Raw genomic sequence first — 17,900 nt, forward strand, 5'->3', positions numbered from 1 at the left:
GTGGTAAGGCGGGTTCTAACCCGCCTTACCACTCACGACAACTGCGGAAGGGAACCTCAGCCGGCGTCGGACTCGACCGGCTCCGGTGCCCGCCGCAGCACGAACGCCAGGACCACCGCCAGCCCCAGCGTCGGGGCCACCGCCAGGGCCACCACCGCGCGGAACACTGTGTCACCCGGCAGGAACAGCAGCACCAGCGACGCCGTGCCGGTCACCGCCGCCCAGGTCGCCAGCACCAGCTTCGCCTGGGTGCGCGCCACCAGCACCGCCGTGAGCAGCTGCATCGGTACCAGCAGCACCGATGACCACACCAGCCCTGCCACCGACCAGCCGTCGATGTCGTACTTCGGGCCGCTTACGAACCGGACCGCCCAGGGGCCCAGCCACAGCCCCACCAGGGCACCCAGTGCCGCCAAGACCAGCGAGCCCGCCGCGCCGAGGGCCAGGACACGGCGCAAGCGGTGGCGGCCCTCCGGTGTCACCGACAGCCGGACCACGAACGGGACCGCCAGGGACTGGACCGGCCCGATCAGCGTCAGCGGCAACCGCGCGATGACCAGGGCCGCGAACAGCGAACCCACCCGGTCGCCATCGCCGCCCGGGGCCAGGAGGCCGACCAGGGCCGGGTAGCCCGTGATCACCGCCGCCGTCAGAGCCGCGCCGACCAGGAGCATGCCCATCCGGCGGGAGGTCACGCCCCAGCCGTCGCCCTCGACCTGGAAGTCCAGCAGCTGACGAGCGGGACGCGCGAACAGCAGCCAGGCGAACGAGCCCGCCGCCACCGCGATCGCCAGCGAGACGACGTTGTACGCCACCGAGACGAACAGAACACCCAGGATCAGCGCCCGCACCGCCGGTTCGGCGACCACCAGCAGCGAAAACGCCTTCACCTTGTGCTGCCCGATCAGCAACCCGCGTGTGCCGAACTGGCAGGCGAAGGCGACGCCGCCGGCCAGCACGATCACCGCCAGGGACCACTCGCCGTGGAACAGCTTGTCGTTGATCGGCGGGATCAGCAGCGCGAGCGAGAACGCGGCCGCGACGACCACGCCCACCGCGACCGCCCGCAGCGCCGGACGCCCCGCCTTGCCCCCCGCCAGCGCGGCGACCGCCGACTGGCGCGAGAGCTCCTGCTCCAGCGGCGAAAGCGTGCTGCCGAGGCCCATCACCAGGCCCCAGAACGTCACGAAGACCGCGTACTCCTGCGGCGGCAGCAGCCGCTGGCAGGCGACCGTCAACAGGTAGCCGAGGCCGATGGACACGATCAGCGAACCGCCGAGGCTGCCCGCGGTCGTGCGCCCGCTGCGCGCGGCGGCCGGCGTGTCCACTTCGGTGCTCATCGGCGGCGGAGCTGGGCGCGCACGGCCATCGCCAGGCCACGCAGGACACCGGCGCCGAACCCGCCGGCGAACACCGGCAGCAGCTTGGTGACCGCGCGGGCCTCGGGGCCGGTCGCGCCGCACTTCTTGACGACCTCGCCCGCCGCGACCGCGCCGAGCACCCCCGCGGCCAGCGTCGTCTTCGGCTTCTTCGCCGCGAAGACCAGGCCGATGACGCCGGCCGCGAGCGCGCCGAACAGGGCGTTGCGGGCCGGGCCCGGCGAAGCGATGTAGGAGTCCACGTAGGTCGTGCCGCGGAAGTACGCCTGCTGCGTGAACTTCTTGAACGAGTCACGCCCGTTGTAGGTCGCCGACAGCTCCGGGGCCAGCCAGATCCGCTCGCGCTCGGCGATCCAGCGCAGCATGCGGGTGTCGTCGCTGGCGAAGCGGAGGTCGTCGAACAGCGACGCGAACGCCGTCACCGAGCCCTCGAGCAGGCCGCGGCGGGCGCAGAAGAACGTCGTGCCCTTCGGGTAGACGTCGAACTCCTCGATGCCGTACGACATCAGCCGCGGGTTCGCGCAGTACTTGCGCCAGGGCACCTTGACCAGGCCGGCCATGAAGCCGGCGTACGGGTTGTGCTCGGACGCGACGTTGATGTGGCCGTTCCAGACCGCGCGCTCGGGGTGCTCCACGAGCTGGTCGCGCAGGAACGTCAGGGTGTGCTCGTCGACGATGACGCGGCTGTCGAGCAGCGCGACCCACTCGCCGGACGACTTGGCGATGCCGGCCCGCCGCGCCTCGAACCGGCCGGAGTTGGCCTGGCTCAGGACGGTGATGCCGTGGCGTTCGCGCAGGTCGTCGAGCCGGGACGGCGTGGCGTCGGTGCTGCCGTCGTCGACCACGACGACCTCGATCGGCCAGCTCGCGGCCGATGCCGAAGCGAGCAGCGCGCCGACACTGCGTTCGATCCAGTCCTGCTCGTTGTAGACCGGGATCACGACGCTGAGCGAGGGGAGGAGCGGGTTCGCACTCACCGGGCCGAGGCTACCCGGCGGCCCGTGCGCCGGGTCGGCCAGTATCCTTACGCCACCGCACCCGACCTGAAATGGGCTCCTCTGGTGATTTCCTTCATTCTCGGCACCACCGCGGAACTGATCAAGATCGCGCCCGTCTACCACGGGATCCGCGAGCGCGGGATGCGGCCGAAGATCTGGTTCACCGCCCAGCACGTCGACGAGGTCGCGGACGTTCTGGCGGACCTGAACATGCCGGCGCCGGACGTCTGGCTGGTGCCGGAGGACAAGGCCCACAACCTCGAGTCGCCGGCGCAGGTGCCCGGCTGGGCCGCGCAGGTGCTGCGGACGGCGTGGAGCCGCCGCCACGAGCTGCGCGCCGCGCTGACCGAGGACGGCCGTCCCCCGCTGGTGCTGGTGCACGGCGACACGTTCACCACGCCCTACGGCTCGCTGATCGGCAAGCGGATCCTCAAGTCCCGCGTCGGCCACGTCGAGGCGGGTGCGCGGTCGGGCAGCATCCTCTCGCCGCTGCCGGAGGAGCTGAACCGCAAGATCGCGGCGAAGATCGTCGACATCCACTTCGCGCCGAGCATCCGCGAGGTGAACAACCTGCGCCACGCCCGCGGGGTGGTCGTCGACACCGAGGCGAACACCGCGATCGACGCGATGCGCCTCGCCATCAACGGCCCGCTGGACGTGCCGAACCTGCCGGAGAAGTTCGGCCTGGCCACGCTGCACCGCTTCGAGCTGGTTTCGCGCCCGGACAAGTACCGCGAGGCGCTCGAAATCCTGCGCGAGCAGAGCCGCAAGATGCCGATCCTGTACATGGCCGGCGCGCCGGAGCGCGAGAAGATCCGCGCGCTGGGCATCGGGAACATCTTCGACGACCAGTTCATCGTCCAGCCGAAGATGCGGTACCTGAAGTTCCTGCCGCTGGTGGCGCGCGCCGAGTACGTCGTCACCGATTCGGGTGGTCTTTCGGCGGAGTGCTACTACCTCGGCCTGCCGTGCGCGGTGCACCGCGAGCGCACCGAGACGCCGCAGCACCTCGGCGAGACGGTCGTGCTGACCGAGATGCGCGGCGACAAGCTGCAGAACTTCCTCGACACGTACCAGAACCGGCGCGGCGAGTCCTGGATGGACAAGTACCACCCGTCCGAGATCGTCGTCGACACGCTGGCGCAGCTCGGCTACTGCTGACGCACCACCCGGGCCCGGCTGCTCGGCTGCGAGCAGCCGGATTCTTGCGCGCCCACCGGACCGCTGGTTAGCCTCTCGACGAGGTCGGCACGGCGGTATGGGGGGCTTGTGCTGTTTCGGGTACTTGGTGCTGTCGGGGCTCAGCGCGGTGCGGACGCCGTCGCGCTGGGCGGTCCGAAGCCGCGCGCGCTGCTGGCCGCGCTCCTGCTCGCCGAGGGCCGGGTGCTCCCGGTGTCCCGGCTGATCGCCGTCATCTGGGACGACCACCCGCCGGAGAGCGCGCCGGCCCTGCTGCACACCTACGTCTCCGCGCTCCGGCGGGCCTGTGGGCCCGGCGCCGGCTCGATCGTCACCGAGCCGCCGGGCTACCGGATCGACCTGACCGGCTGCACGCTCGACTACCAGGAGTTCACCCGGCTGGCGAAGCAGTCCGCGGCCGCGGCGGCGGCCGGTGACCACGAAACCGCCGCACGCACGGGCCGGGCCGCGCTCGCCCACTGGCAGGGACCGGCCTTGAGCGGCCTGAAGACGGCCTTCGCCGACGCCGAGTCGGCGCGGCTGACGGACCTCCGGCTCGCGGTCACCGAAGACGTCTTCGAGGCGGAGATCGCGTTGGGCCGCGGGGCAGCCCTGGTCGACGACCTGCGCACCCTGGTGGCCGAGCACCCGTTGCGCGAGCGGCTGCGCGGCCAGCTGATGACCGCGCTGTGGTCGGCCGGCCGGCAGGCCGACGCCCTCGGCGTCTACCGGGACGGACGCCGGCTGCTGGTCGAGGAGCTCGGCGTCGAACCAGGCCCGGAGCTGCGGGCCCGGCACGAGCGGATGCTGCGCGGGGACGGGAACCCGGCGGCCGTCGCCGCGGCGGAACCGGAGCCCGAACCCGTCGCCGGCCCGTGCCTGCTCCCGCCCGACATCACCGACTTCACCGGCCGCGGCACCGAGGCGGGGAAGCTCACCGGGACGGCGGCCCGGATCGTCGCCGTCTCGGGGAAACCCGGGTCGGGCAAGAGCTCACTGGCCGTGCACGCGGCCCACCGGCTGCGGCCCCGGTTCCCGGACGGCCAGCTGTACGTCGACCTGCGTGGCGCGCGGGAGACGCCGGTCGAGCCGGTCGCGGTGCTCGGCCGGTTCCTGCGCGCGCTCGGCGTCCCGGACGCCGAACTCCCGGCGGAGCTGGACGAGCGGGTCGAGCTGTACCGGATGGTGACCGCCCGGCGCCGGCTGCTGGTCGTGCTCGACGACGCGGCGGGCGAACGCCAGGTGCGGCCGCTGCTGCCGAGCGGGCCGGACTGCCTGTGCGTCATCACCAGCCGCGTCCGGCCCGCCGCCCTCGAAGCCGCGGAGCACCTCGGCCTCGGCGTGCTCGGCGACGACGACTGCCTCGCGCTGCTGGCCCGGATCGTGGGCCTCGAACGGCTGGCGCGCGAACCCGAGCAGGCCCGGCTGCTGGTGCACCTGTGCGGGAACCTGCCCCTTGCCGTGCGGATCGCCGGTGCCCGGCTGGCCGCGCGCCCGGACTGGCCGCCGTCCCGCCTGGTGTCCCGGCTGCAGGAGCAGCGGAAGTCGCTCAACGAGCTGGCGATCGGCGACCTCGAGGTCCGCGGCAGCCTGGCGCTGAGCTACCACAGCCTCGACGAGCCCCAGCGCACCGCGCTGCGCCGGCTCGGCTGGCTCGGCGTGCCCGATTTCGCGGCCTGGCTGGTGTCCCCGCTGCTGGAGGTCTCGCCGGACGACGCCGAGGACGTCGTCGAGGCGCTGGTGCGGGCCCAGCTGCTGGACGTCGTGAGCACGGAGGACACCGCACCCACCCGGTACCGGCTGCACGACCTCACCCGGGTCTTCGCGTGGGAGCGCGCGGAAGCCGAGGAGGACCACGACGTCCTCCGGGCCGCGGTGGAACGGGCCACCGCGGAGTGGCAGCGGCTGGTCGAGTGGGCGTCCGGCGGGTCGCCCATGCGCGCGCTCCACAAGCGCGCCGCCGGCCGGGTGCCCGGCCGGGTGCCCACGGCCGCGCTGGGCGACCCGCGGGCCTGGTTCGACACCGAGCAGACGGCGCTGGTGCACGTGGTCGAGCGGGCGGGCGCGCTCGGCCTCGCCGACGCCGCGGTCCGGCTGGCGACCACGCTGTGCGCGTCGTCGTTCGCCGTGGAGAACCACTTCCACCACTGGTGGCGCACGCACACCGCGGCGCTGGCCGCCGCCCGGCGGGCGGACGACCTCTGCGGACAGGGGCTCCTGCTGTCCGGGCTCGGCCTGCTGCGCGCGGAACAGGACCGCTACGACGAAGCCGCCGACTACTACCGGGAAGCGCTGGACGCCTACGCCGGAATCGCCGACCCGGTGGGCGAGTCGACCGTGCGCGTGCTGCTGTCCGGGGTCCACCGGGAGCAGGGGAAGCTCGCCGAAGCCCTCGACCTGCTCGACGGCGTCCTTCCCGCGCTCGCCGCGGCGGACGACGTGACGACCTCGGCGCAGGCCCGGCACTGGCGGGGCATGGTGCTCACCGAGCTCGGCAGGCTGGACGAGTCGCTCGTCGACTACGACGCCGCGCTCGCGGGCTACCGCTCGCTGCCGGACGAGCACGGGGTCGCGCTGGTGGTGCGGTCGATCGGGATCACCCACCGCGCGGCCGGGCGGCTGGCCGCTGCGGAACGGCGGTGCGCGGAGGCGCTGGAGATGTTGCGGGGCAAGGGCGACCGGCTGATGTCCGCGTATGCGGCGCAGTCGCTGGCGAAGGTCCACATCAGACGCGGGAACCGGCCGTGGGACCAGGTGCACGCGGTGCTGACCGAGGCGCTGGAGACGTGCCACGGCATGCAGGACGGGTTCGGCCAGGCGCTGATGCTGCGCACGCTCGGCGAACTGGAGCTCGCCCGCCACCGGCCCGACGCGGCGCGGCGGCGGCTGGAACACGCACTGACCTGGTGCGACGCGCTGGCTGTCCCGTTGTGGCGGGCCCGCACGCTGCGGGACCTCGCGGTCGTCCTGGATTGCCTGGGCCTGCCCGAGGAAGCCGGCCGCACGCACGCGGAGGCGCAGGCGCTGTTCGTGACGTGCGGGAGCCGGGAAGCGCGGGAACCGCGCCTCCCGGCACCACGCCGCCAGCCGGCCGAGGACCTACCCGGCTCGTGAGCCTCGGCCGGCGACGTCCTCAGCAGCGGGCTTCGAAGTCGCCCGGCGGCACCCAGGCGGTGCCGGGCCAGAAGATCCGGCCGTCGGGGCGGTACTGCTTACCCATCACGTCGTCCCACGTCCATGGCTCGATCTTGTAGTCGAACGGCTTGTACGCGTTCCAGATCGCCTGCTTTTCGTCCCGCCAGTACCCGAAGACGTTGTCGGGCAGGCCCGCGATGGCGTACCCGGTGTACTCGTCGCGGCGGATCCAGGTGTTCCCGGCGCCGTCGACGTCCGCGTCCGCCGCGAGGATCGCCGCCGACGTGTGGTCGATGTGGTCGCCCTCGCGGTGGCCGATGGTGCTCTCCGTCCGGATGTAGTCGGGCCGGACCTGGCCGATCACCGCGTTGAGCATGCCGACGAAGGAGTCCTTCGTGTACGCCGGGCGCCCGTCGATCGGTTCGGCCTCGTACGCGTCGTCGTGCAGCATCCGGTAGAGGTCACCGCAGTCGTCCTCGGGACCGGCGGCTTCGTGGATGTAGGTGAACACGAGGTGCACGTCGGTACCGTCGAGGTGGTCGACGGCGAGGGGGTGCCCGTCGAACCACATCTCCTCGTAGGTCCAGGAGTTCGCGACCCCGGCCGCCCGCGCGTAGGCGGCGTGCTCCCCCTGGACCCGCTGCTCGGCGTAGTCGATGCCGCACGGGCCATCGCCCCGGCAGGGCAGTTCACCGGCGGTCAGGTAGGCGACCCACACGGCGTAGCCGGCCTGGATGTCCGAGGCGATGTCCGGGTTCATGAACAGCAGGTCGTCGTCCTGGTGCGCGACGAAGCTCAGGGTGGTGGTGCCGGGTTCGGCGGCCGCCTGTCCACTCAGGACCGTCGTGCCGAGGATGAGCGCGACGGCAGGCAGAACGACCGCGCGGCGCAATTTCTCCATCATCACTGCCCCCAGGTTTCGTGGTCGGGCGCGGCCATCTCGGTGTTCCAGTACCAGTGTGCGAGGGTGCCGTCGGCAGCCCGGCCGTAGACGTTCTGCTGCGTCGCCGTGGCGAACCCGGTCGGATCGGTGGCCAGGTCACCGCCCCAGCTCACGTACTGCGGCGCGTTGTCCGCCGGGGTCCACCACCAGTGGCCGAGCTCGTTGCCCGGTGTGCGGGCGAAGACGTGCTGCTGGTCGTTCCAGACGTAGGCGATCGGGTCGCCCGCGATGTCGGCACCGAGCGGTTCCACGGTCACGTCCTCGCCGACCGCCCAGTAGAAGTGCACGAGCTTGCCGCCGGTGTCGCGCGCGAAGACGTGCTGCTGGTCGCCGAAGGCGTACCCGGCCGGGTCACCGGCCAGCCGGCCGCCCCACGAGACGTAGTTGGGGTCGTTGTCCGACGGCGTCCAGTACCAGTGCCCGAGCTCGCCCGCCGGGGTGCGGCCGAAGACGTGCTGCTGGTCGCCCCACACGTAGGCCACCGGGTCACCCACGACGTCCTGGCTCTGCGTCTCCTCGACCACGCCGGTGTCCGGCGTCCAGTAGAGGTGCTTCAGCTTGCCGTCGGTGCCCCGGGCGTAGACGTGCTGCTGGTCACCGAAGGCGTACCCGGTCGGGTTGCCCGCGATGTCGTCGGCGCCCCACTGCTCGAAGTGCGGCTGGTCGTCGGTCGGGTACCAGTACCAGTGGCCGATCGTGTTGTCGGCCAGCCTGCCGAACACGTGCTGCTGGTCCCCGGCCACGTACGCCACCGGCTCGCCGGCCAGCTCCGCGGGGAACGACTCGGACTCGATGGCCTCGCCGGTGTTGTACGAGTGCAGCAACGCCCCGTCGGCTCCCTTGGAGAACATGTGCTCCTGGTGGCCGTAGCGGTAGGACGCCGAAGCCGCGATGCCCTCGTCGCCGAGTGCGGGGCCGGCGTCGTCGACGATGTTGCGGTACCGCATGGGCGTGAAGTTCCGGGCCCAGCTCGACGACCAGGTCCGTTCCTCGGCGGTGAAGGGCTCGCTGTACTCCTCCCACACGACCGGCATCGTGTGCGCGTCGTCCGCCCAGCGGATGAACAGGGCGATGTGCCCGTCGACGTGGTTGGTGTCCTTCCACAGCGCGTCACCCGGCTTGAGGTCGCCCCAGCCGATGACGTCCATCAGCGGCGGCAGCGTCCAGGTGACGTAGCTGCTGTCGAGGTGCCAGGCCATCGACACGTAGCCGGAGCAGTCCTGGCGGTACGTGCCGTACTCGTTCGTCCAGCTCCGGCCCTGGTTGTAGGGCACCCGGTCGCGCAGCCAGGACTGGGCTCTGGTCAGCACCTCCGACCGCGTGATCGCCTCGTTGGAAGCCGCCCGCAGGGACTTCCCCGGCGCTCCCTGGGGTGCGTCGACGCCGCCGGTGACGACCGCACCGGACGCGCCGGCCGGGGTGGTCCCGGCGCTGGTGAGCGCGACCAGCAGCGCCACCAGGGCTCCGGTCCTCTTGATGTTCATCTGCCCTCCCTCGAAGGGCTCCGCGGTGGAGCCGAGGACAGCTTGCGGCGCCGCCCTCCAAGTCCGCCCCAAAACGCCTCCAGAACCCGATCGGCGGGTTTACAGATCGTTTGGTGCCGATCTACAGGCGCGGCCCCGAGGCTGTGACCAGCACCGACCTCGGGAGGACTGATGAAGACCGGCAAACTGTGGCTCACCACCGTCGGCGTCGGCGTGCTGCTGGGCACGCTGACGACGATCTCGCCCGCGCTCGCCGCACCACCGCCCAAGCCCGAGCCCGGGGCCAGCGCGCCCCTGCAGGAGCAGCAGAGATCCGCGGCCGAGTCCGCGGCACCGGGCAGCTACCAGGAGGACTTCGTCGCCGTCGCCGGTCCCGCCGCCCAGCGCGTCCGCGACGACTACGACATCCCCGCCTCGACCACGGTCGGGCAGGCGATCCTGGAGTCGAACTGGGGCCGCAGCGGGTTGTCCGCGAACGACCGGAACTACTTCGGCTTCAAGTGCGTGGACGCGGGCAGCCCCGGCCCGATCGCCGTCGGCTGCCACGCCTACGACACCACCGAGTGCACGCCGGGCTGCCACACCGTGACCGCGTGGTTCCGGGTGTACGCGTCGATGGAGGACTCGTTCCGCGACTACGCGCGGCTGCTCACCACGAGCGGGCTGTACGACCACGCCCTGCCCTACCGCCACGACCCGCGGGCGTTCATCACCGCGGTGGCCCACCCCTACGCGACCGACCCGGACTACGCCGCCAAGGTCATCGGCCTGATGGACAGCTACGACCTGTACCGGTTCGACTCGGGCACCCAGCCGGGCGCGATGCCCGGTGACGAGGGCATCGCGGCTTCGGCGTCCTACCGCTACGGCAACCAGGAGCACATGTTCTCGAAGGGGGCGGACGGGGCGCTGCTGCACTCGTACAACACCGGCGAAGCCATCGAGTCCGAGTCCTACCCGGCGGAGCTCGCGGGTGAGCCGGTCGCGTACGTGGCCGGGGACCAGCAGCACGTCTTCGCCCTGCTGACCGGCAACCGGCTGGGGCACTGGTTCTGGAACCCGACCGACGCCGACCCGACGTTCGAGGTGGCCGCGTCCGACATCGCCGGCAACCCGACCGGGTACGCCTTCGGCGGCCAGCTGCACGCCTTCGCGCGGGGAACCGACGGCAAGCTGAAGCACCTCTACTGGGCGCCCGGGGAACCCGATCTCATCGAGGAGAACCTGGCCCAGTCCGTGGCCGGTGACCCGGTGGCCTACGTGTGGGGCGACCAGCAGCACGTCTTCGGCCGCACCCCGGACGGGCACCTCGGGCACTGGTGGTGGCAGACCACCGACAACGAGCCGAACTACACCGTGTGGGGCGGCACGACCCTCGCCGGCGACCCGGCCGGCTACGCCTTCGAAGACCAGCAGCACGTCTTCGCCCGCGGCACCGACGGGACGCTGAAGCACTTCTACTGGACGTTCGACAGCGGGGTCGTCGAGGAACCGCTCGGCGCGCCGCTGCAGGGCGACCCTGTCGCCTACGTCTGGAACGACCAGCAGCACGTCTTCGCCCGCACGCCGGAGAACACGCTGGGCCACTGGTACTGGACGCCGGTCGACAACGAGCCGCGCCACGACGACTGGGGCGGGAACCTCGGCTCCGACCCGGCCGGCTTCGCCACCCCGACCCAGGAGAACGTCTACGGCCGCTCCGGCGACGGCACGCTGACGCACTGGTACTGGAACACCGAAATGGCCGCCCCCGACGTCGAAACCTGGGGGCAGTAACGCCTCGGGTGGGCTGGAGAGGGCCGCCCTCTCCAGCCCGCCGGTGCCGTCAGAGCACCCGGCGGCCCGACAGCGCGCGGCCCAGCGTCAGCTCGTCGGCGAACTCCAGGTCACCGCCCATCGGGAGGCCCGACGCCAGCCGCGTCACGCTCAGGCCCGGGAAGTCGCGCAGCATGCGCACCAGGTACGTCGCCGTCGCCTCGCCCTCGGTGTTGGGGTCGGTGGCGATGATGATCTCCTTGATGTCCGCCTCGCCGATGCGCTTGAGCAGCTCGCGCATCCGCAGCTGCTCCGGGCCGATGCCCGACAGCGGGTCGAGCGCGCCGCCCAGGACGTGGTAGCGGCCCTTGAACTCGCGCGTGCGCTCGACCGCCAGGACGTCCTTCGGCTCCTCGACCACGCAGATGACCGTGAGGTCGCGGCGCTCGTCGCGGCAGATGCGGCAGGTCGGGTGCTCGGAGACGTTGCCGCAGATCTCGCAGAACTGCACGCCCTCCTTGACCTTGCCGAGCACGTCCTGCAGCCGCGCGATGTCGGCCGGGTCGGTGGCCAGCAGGTGGAACGCGATCCGCTGGGCGCTCTTCGGCCCGACCCCGGGCAGGCGCCCGAGCTCGTCGATCAGGTCCTGGACGACACCTTCGTACAAGTTCGTCAGCCGCCGAAGCCGAGGCTGCCGAGGTCCGGCATGCCGCCACCACCGCCGAGCCCGCCGGCCAGCGGGCCGAGCTTCTGCTCGGTGAGCTTCTGCGCGCTCGCCGACGCGTCGCGGACCGCCGCGACGATCAGGTCGGACAGCGTCTCGACGTCGTCCGGGTCGACCACCTTCGGGTCGATCTGCAGGCTCTTCAGCTGGCTGTCACCGGAGACGGTCGCGGTGACCAGTCCGCCACCGGCGGTGCCGGTGACCTCGGTGTTGGCCAGCTCTTCCTGGGCTTCGACGAGCTTCTGCTGCATCTGCTGCGCCTGCTGCATCAGCTGGGAAAGGTCGAAGCCGCCGCCGGGTTGGGCCATGATCGCACTCGGTCCTCTCTGCACGCCTGTGTCCCCACCAGGGTAGTCGCGCCACGCGAGGTGCCGGGCTGTGGCACCGTGGTCGCCGTGCGACGCGCGACTGCTCCCCTGCTGCTGGCCGGTGCCCTCCTGCTCACCGGCTGCTCCGACGACGCTCCGCCGGCTGGTTCGCCTTCGCCTGCTCCGGTGGTGACCACTGCTTCGCCGTCTTCGTCGGTTGCGCCGCTGTCTTCGGCTTCGCCGTCGCCTACGCCTTCGCCGTCGCCGGTGGCGGCCGGGAAGGTGGTCGTGCTGGATCCCGGGCACAACGGCGGGAACGGCGCCCACCCGGCGGAGATCAACCGCCAGGTGCCGGCCGGGCGCGGGCAGACCAAGCCGTGCAACACGACCGGCACCGCGACCAACGCGGGTTACCCGGAGCACGCGTTCACCTTCGACGTCGCCCAGCGGGTCGGAAAAGCGTTGGCGGACAAGGGAATCCGGGTCGTCTACACGCGACAGGACGACACCGGGGTCGGCCCCTGCGTCGACCGCCGCGCGGCGATCGGCAACGACGCGGACGCGGACGCGGTCGTCTCCATCCACGCCGACGGCTCCGAAGCGGCCGGGGCGAACGGCTTCCACGTGGCGTATTCGTCACCCGCGCTGAACGCGGCGCAGGGAGCGCCGTCGACGCGCCTGGCCCAGACGCTGCGCGACACGCTGCGAACGAGCGGCTTCACCGCGGCGAACTACATCGGCTCGAACGGCCTCTCGGCCCGGGCCGACCTGGCCGGCCTCAACCTCTCGACCCGCCCGGCGGCACTGGTGGAGTGCGGCAACATGCGCAACGCCACGGAAGCGGCCCGCATGACCAGCGCGGACGGCCGCCAGCGCTACGCCACAGCCATCGCGGCGGCGATCGAGGCCTATCTGGCCTCCTGACCCGGCGTGCCGTCCTCCTGATCACGCGTGTCGACCTTTCCCGCACGGCGCCTGCGTGCGCGGAGGGTCGACACGCGTGATCAGGGCGTCGACACGCGTGACTGCAGGGTCGACACGGCGTGGCCGGAGGGTCGGCCGATCCCGGGTCAGTCGAGGGGGCGGGCGCCGAGGTGCTCGGAAAGGAGCTTGCGGGCCACCTCGTCCGGGTCCTTGTCCGGCGGGGGCGGGGGTGGTGGGGGCGCTGGGCTGGCGTCCTCGTTGTAGAGGTCCTCGTCGTCCTCGTCGGAGGGTTCCGGGGGGAGCGGGATGTCCGGCTCGGTCGTCGTGACCTTGGGGCGCGCCGGGGGCGGCGGGGCCGCGGGGCGGGCCGCCGGTTCGGCGGCGGGGGCCGCGGCCGCCGACTGGCGGGTGAACGACCGCTCCGGCGCCGGGGCCGCCTGCTGCGGACGGGCGGCGGGCGCGGCCGGGGCGTTGCCGTGGACGCAGCGGACCTGCCAGTCGCCGCCCAGGACGTCGGTCAGGGCGCCGGCGATCTTGCGGGCGTTGTCCTGGTCGGAAAGGCGGCGGGCCAGGGGCTCGGACTTGTGGGTGAGGGTCACGGCGGTGCCCTCGACGCTCGCGACCGTCGCCTGCGTCAGCATGGCTTCGAGGCTGCGGCCGCCGGTGAACTTCCGCAACGCGGTCATCAGCTGCGGCCAGACGTTCCGGATCCCGGCGGCGTCCAACCCGCCCGACGTCGAGGCCGCCGCGGGCGCGGCTTCCGGCTCCGGGGCACTCGCCGGGGCGGGGGTGCCACCACCGGGGGCACGCACCGCGCCCCAGCCGTCGCCCGAAGGGGCCTCGGCCGCCGGGGCGGGGGTGCCGCCGCCGGGCGTGCGCACCGCACCCCAGCCGTCGCCCGACGCCGCCGCCGGCGCTTGGGTTGCCGCACTAGCGGGAGCGACCGCCGGCTGGGCTGCGGCCGCCGGAGCAGACGCAGCCGCCGGAGCGGTCGCAGCCGCCGGACCAGAGCCGCCCGGCCCGGCCACAGCAGGCGCGGCCGCCGGAGCAGAGCCGCCCGGCCCGGCCGGAGCAGAGGCAGCCGGAGCAGAGGCGGCCGGCCGGGCCGCAGCAGGCGCGGCCGCCGCTTCCGCCGGGCGCTTGACCGGCTCCGCCACCGGCGCCGGTCCCGCCGACGCCGCGCGCTGCGAAGGCCTCGAAAACTCACGCTCGGGCGCCGCACGCACCGGCGGCTCCACGCCACCCTCCGCCGGCGCGCCTCCGCCGCCCGCCAGCGTCGCCCGGCGCTCCAGCCGCTCGATCCGCGCCAGCAGTGCCTTCTCCGCCTCGGTCACCGACGGCAGCAACATCCGCGCGCACAACAGCTCGAGCACGAGCCGGGGCGACGTCGCGCCCCGCATCTCCAGTAGTCCATTGTGGACGATGTCGGCGTAGCGCGACAGCGTGGCCAGGCCGATCCGCTCGGCCTGCGCGACCATCCGCGTCAGCTCCTCCTCCGGCGCGGACACCAGCCCGCCCGCGGAGTCCGGCACCGCGCGCAGCAGCACCAGGTCGCGCAGCCGGTCGAGCAGGTCGGTCGCGAACCGGCGCGGGTCGTGGCCCGCCTCGGTCAGCTTCTCGACCGTGCCGAACACCGTGGCCGCGTCCTCGGTCGACAGCGCGTCGACCATGTCGTCGATCAGCGCGACGTCGGTGACGCCCAGCAGCGCGACCGCCCGCGAGTACGAAACGCCCTCCGGCCCGGCGCCCGCCAGCAGCTGGTCGAGCACCGATTGCGTGTCACGCGCCGAGCCGCCGCCCGCGCGGATGACCAGCGGGTACACCGCCGGCTCGACCTCGACGCCCTCGGCCGCGATGTTGCGCTCCAGCAGGTTGCGCATCGAGCTCGGCGGGATCAGCCGGAACGGGTAGTGGTGCGTGCGCGAGCGGATGGTGGTCAGCACCTTGTCCGGCTCGGTGGTCGCGAAGATGAAGATGACGTGTTCCGGCGGCTCTTCCACGATCTTCAGCAGGGCGTTGAAGCCCTGCGTGGTGACCATGTGCGCCTCGTCGATGATGAACACGCGGTACCGCGACTCGGCCGGCGCGTAGAACGCCTTGTCCCGCAGCTCGCGGGCGTCGTCGACACCACCGTGGCTCGCCGCGTCGAGCTCCGTGACGTCGACGCTGCCCGGCCCCTCGGGCGCCAGCGCGCGGCACGAGTTGCACTCGCCGCACGGGTCCGGCGTCGGGCCCTTGGCGCAGTTCAGCGAACGCGCCATGATGCGCGCGCTGGACGTCTTGCCGCAGCCGCGCGGGCCCGAGAACAGGTAGGCGTGGTTGATCCGCCCGGCGGACAGCGCCGTGCGGAGGGGTTCGGTCACATGCTCCTGACCGACGACCTCGGCGAAGGTCGCCGGACGGTACTTGCGGTACAGCGCGAGAGCCACCTCGCGAGGGTACCGGGCACCACCGACAACCTTCGCCGTGCGGTCAGGAGACCAGGGCCGTCGCTTCGGCGACCATGGCGTTCACCTTGGTGACGTGCGCCGCCGTGAACGCGTCACGCGCCCGCGCCTTCGGCAGCTCGACGTCGAGGTAGTGCTGCAGGCCCGAGTCCGGCCCGTCGAGGACGCCCTGGGCGACCGCGACGACCTCGGGGCCTTCGCCCAGCGTCCGGGTGGCGTAGACGTCCAGGTCGATCAGGTGCGCGACGTACCGGCCGTGGGCCAGGAACTCGCGGACGTCCGCGACGGTGCCGTCGAGCGCCTTCTGCGCCGCCGACTTCGTCGACGGGCCGCCGGCCGCCAGGAGCTGGTTGACCTCGATGCGGTCGTCGGTGTCCCGGCCCGGGTAGTCACCGGTGCGCAGCAGCGCGGCGACACCGGCGTACGGGCCGGCGAGCGCGTCACGAGCCGCCTGGCGCAGGCCCGGGCGGGCGTTCGGGTCCGCCGCGATCGCCGAGACGGCGGCGCGGTCGTCGGACTCCTGCGCGACGGCGAGACCGCTGTTCACGAACGTGACGACGTCGTCGTCCGAGCCGCTCAGCGCGGCCCGGGCGGCGTTCTTGACGGCGGCACCGCCGGTGCGCAGCAGGTAGATCGACGCCTTGCGGCCGTTCGGCACGGTCAGCGCCGGGTCGGCCGCGTCGGCGAGCAGCTTGTCGTTGTCCGTCTTGGCCTTCGCCGCGCGCGCCGCGGCCTCGCTGGCCTGCTGCTGCGCGGCCGCGTCGGCCTGGGCGGCAGCCTGGCCGGTGCGCTGGTTCTCGGCCTGCTGGGCCTTGAGCCGGTCGGCGTTCGCCGTGCGCGCGTCGGCGGCGATCCGGCGGGCGGTGCCCGCGGCGATCTTCACTTCCAGGGTGCGGTGGGCGGCCTTGGCCGCCTTGGCCTCGTCGAGGCGCTGCCGGACCGAGGTGGCTTCGGCGTCGTAGTTCACGCTGACCTGCCACCACAGCGACAGGAAGTACCGGACGTCCTCCGGCGTGCCGTCGAGCGCCGCCTGCCCGGCGGCCTTGACCTCCGGGCCGCCTTCGGCCATGGCCTGGTCGACCGTGAGGCGGTCGTCGACGTCCTTCGCTCGCTGCAGGCCGGTCTCCAGGAAGGCCCGCACGTCGGCGGGTGTGCCGTCGAGCGCCTGCTGGGCCCGGGCGTTGACGGTCGGGCCGCCGGTGCTCATGGCCTGGCCGACGGCGATCCGGTCGTCGGCGATCCGGGCCTGCGCCAGGCCGTGCGCCAGGTACTCGCGGACGTCGTCCTGGGTGCCGCTGAGCGCCTTCTGGGCGGTGCGCTTGGTGACTGGACCGCCGTTGGTGAGCGCCTGGGTGACGAGGACCCGCTCGTCGTCGTTCTGCGCCTGCTGGCGGCCGGTGGCCAGGAAGGCCCGCAGGTCGGCGGGCGAGCCGAGCAACGCCGCTTCGGCGGCTCGCGCGACGCCGGTCCCGCCGGTTTCCAGGTACGCGACGGCCTGCGCCCGGTCGGGCAGCACGTCCGCGGCCGCCGGCGTCGCGAACACCCCGGCCGCGAGCGCGGCGGCAACGATTAGTGCGTTTGCACGCAAGTGAAACCCCCTCGATCGATGATCGTCCGGTGGCTTATCGCGGGGGCGGTCGGAATGTTTCCGATAACCTCGGATTCCGTGAGCCGCACGCGGAAACCCGAGCCGGTGCCCGGGCGCTACCCGGTGCGGTTCGGCACGGCGGAGCTCGTCCGCGACGCCGACCGCGGCAACGCCTGGCTGGTGTCGGTGGACGGCGTCGCGCAGTCGTACGTCGACCTCGACGACCCCGCCCACCTGGAGTTCGACTACGTCCGCCGGTTCGCGGACGTGCTGGACCGCCTGCCGCCCGGCCCCCTGGACGCGCTCCACATCGGCGGGGCGGCGTGCACACTGCCCCGGTACGTCGCGACGGCGCGGCCGGGCTCCCGGCAGCTGGTGTTCGACGCCGACGGCGAGCTGGTGGAGCTGGTCCGCACCCAGCTGGGGCTGCGGGTCCCGGGCCTGCGCGTCCGGGTGACGGACGGCCGGGAGGGCCTGGCGACGCGCCGGGAGGACTCGGCGGACCTGGTGGTGGTCGACGCGTTCCAGCGGGCGACGCTGGCGGGCGGCCTGGCCACGCTGGAGGCGACGACGGCGATCGCGGGCCTCTTGCGACCGCCGGGCATCTACCTGGCGAACATCACGGACGGCTCGGGCCTCCCGTTCGCCCGCCGCTTCCTGGCAACGCTGCTGGAGGTGTTCCCGGAGGTCCTGCTCCTGGCGGACCCGGGCGTCCTGCGCGGCCGCCGGTTCGGCAATCTGGTGCTGGCGGCCTCGGCGACCGAGCTGCCGACGGCGGAGATCGCGCAGCGCACGGCATCGGCGGCGTTCCCGGCGAGGTGCGTACACGGCGCGGAGCTGCGAAAGCTGGCGGGCAGGGCGGCCCCGATCACGGACGCGGACGCCCCACCGCCCCCAAGCCCCCCGGACGACGTCCTGGGCCTGTTCTAGGCAACCCGCGAGTCGCGGCAGCCCACCCAGCCAAGGGCGAGGCACGAGCCCGACCACCAAGCCACGGCAGCCCACCCAGGCAAGGGCGAGGCACGAGCCCGACCAC

At 72.9% G+C, this 17,900-nt stretch carries 13 protein-coding genes; 5 read left to right on the forward strand and 8 right to left on the reverse strand.

Features of this window, described 5'->3' with window-relative positions; genetic code table 11:
- Positions 1–56: 56 nt before the first annotated feature.
- Positions 57–1,340: a lipopolysaccharide biosynthesis protein gene (locus ACWEVN_RS16800; protein WP_452051844.1), complete on the reverse strand. Its 1,284-nt coding sequence runs from the start codon at positions 1,338–1,340 to the stop codon at positions 57–59.
- Positions 1,337–2,356: a glycosyltransferase family 2 protein gene (locus ACWEVN_RS16805; RefSeq protein WP_452051845.1), complete on the reverse strand. Its 1,020-nt coding sequence runs from the start codon at positions 2,354–2,356 to the stop codon at positions 1,337–1,339. The genes ACWEVN_RS16800 and ACWEVN_RS16805 overlap by 4 nt, the downstream gene beginning before the upstream one ends.
- An 84-nt stretch (positions 2,357–2,440) precedes the next feature.
- On the opposite strand from ACWEVN_RS16805, the gene ACWEVN_RS16810 reads away from it, so the two are divergent.
- Both ACWEVN_RS16810 and ACWEVN_RS16815 read left to right on the forward strand, forming a co-directional pair.
- Complete coding sequence (locus ACWEVN_RS16810; protein ID WP_449681960.1) at positions 2,441–3,538, forward strand: UDP-N-acetylglucosamine 2-epimerase; 1,098 nt, start codon at positions 2,441–2,443, stop codon at positions 3,536–3,538.
- A gap of 108 nt (positions 3,539–3,646) precedes the next feature.
- Positions 3,647–6,670, forward strand: a complete 3,024-nt coding sequence (locus ACWEVN_RS16815) for a BTAD domain-containing putative transcriptional regulator (RefSeq protein WP_452051846.1) — start codon at positions 3,647–3,649, stop codon at positions 6,668–6,670.
- 19 nt (positions 6,671–6,689) lie between these two features.
- Here the strand turns inward: ACWEVN_RS16815 and ACWEVN_RS16820 are convergent, their stop codons facing one another.
- Together ACWEVN_RS16820 and ACWEVN_RS16825 are read right to left on the reverse strand one after the other, a co-directional pair.
- Positions 6,690–7,595: a PIG-L family deacetylase gene (locus tag ACWEVN_RS16820; protein ID WP_452051847.1), complete on the reverse strand. Its 906-nt coding sequence runs from the start codon at positions 7,593–7,595 to the stop codon at positions 6,690–6,692.
- Positions 7,595–9,118, reverse strand: a complete 1,524-nt coding sequence (locus tag ACWEVN_RS16825) for a hypothetical protein (RefSeq protein WP_452051848.1) — start codon at positions 9,116–9,118, stop codon at positions 7,595–7,597. The genes ACWEVN_RS16820 and ACWEVN_RS16825 overlap by 1 nt, the downstream gene beginning before the upstream one ends.
- Positions 9,119–9,289: 171 nt before the next feature.
- On the opposite strand from ACWEVN_RS16825, the gene ACWEVN_RS16830 reads away from it, so the two are divergent.
- Positions 9,290–10,894, forward strand: a complete 1,605-nt coding sequence (locus ACWEVN_RS16830) for a glucosaminidase domain-containing protein (protein WP_452051849.1) — start codon at positions 9,290–9,292, stop codon at positions 10,892–10,894.
- A 49-nt stretch (positions 10,895–10,943) separates the two neighbouring features.
- On the opposite strand, the gene recR is transcribed toward ACWEVN_RS16830, so the two are convergent.
- Positions 10,944–11,540: a recombination mediator RecR gene (gene recR, locus ACWEVN_RS16835; protein WP_310969294.1), complete on the reverse strand. Its 597-nt coding sequence runs from the start codon at positions 11,538–11,540 to the stop codon at positions 10,944–10,946.
- Between the two features lie 5 nt (positions 11,541–11,545).
- Positions 11,546–11,905 (reverse strand): YbaB/EbfC family nucleoid-associated protein, encoded by a 360-nt coding sequence (locus ACWEVN_RS16840; RefSeq protein ID WP_013230627.1) that lies wholly within the window; start codon positions 11,903–11,905, stop codon positions 11,546–11,548.
- Positions 11,906–11,983: 78 nt separating this feature from the next.
- Between ACWEVN_RS16840 and ACWEVN_RS16845 the strand changes: the two genes are divergently transcribed.
- A complete protein-coding gene (locus ACWEVN_RS16845; protein ID WP_452051850.1) occupies positions 11,984–12,829 on the forward strand; it encodes an N-acetylmuramoyl-L-alanine amidase in 846 nt (281 codons plus the stop codon).
- A 146-nt stretch (positions 12,830–12,975) separates the two neighbouring features.
- On the opposite strand, the gene ACWEVN_RS16850 is transcribed toward ACWEVN_RS16845, so the two are convergent.
- Together ACWEVN_RS16850 and ACWEVN_RS16855 are read right to left on the reverse strand one after the other, a co-directional pair.
- A complete protein-coding gene (locus tag ACWEVN_RS16850) occupies positions 12,976–15,258 on the reverse strand; it encodes a DNA polymerase III subunit gamma and tau (protein WP_452051851.1) in 2,283 nt (760 codons plus the stop codon).
- A 43-nt stretch (positions 15,259–15,301) separates the two neighbouring features.
- A complete protein-coding gene (locus ACWEVN_RS16855; RefSeq protein ID WP_452051852.1) occupies positions 15,302–16,864 on the reverse strand; it encodes an ALF repeat-containing protein in 1,563 nt (520 codons plus the stop codon).
- Positions 16,865–16,918: 54 nt separating this feature from the next.
- Here ACWEVN_RS16855 and ACWEVN_RS16860 point away from each other — a divergent pair, with 54 nt between their 5' ends.
- Positions 16,919–17,794 carry a spermidine synthase gene (locus ACWEVN_RS16860; protein ID WP_452051853.1) on the forward strand — a complete coding sequence of 292 codons (876 nt, stop codon included), beginning with the start codon at positions 16,919–16,921 and terminating at the stop codon, positions 17,792–17,794.
- Positions 17,795–17,900 lie beyond the last annotated feature (106 nt).

The sequence above is a fragment of the Amycolatopsis sp. NPDC003861 genome (assembly GCF_053605405.1).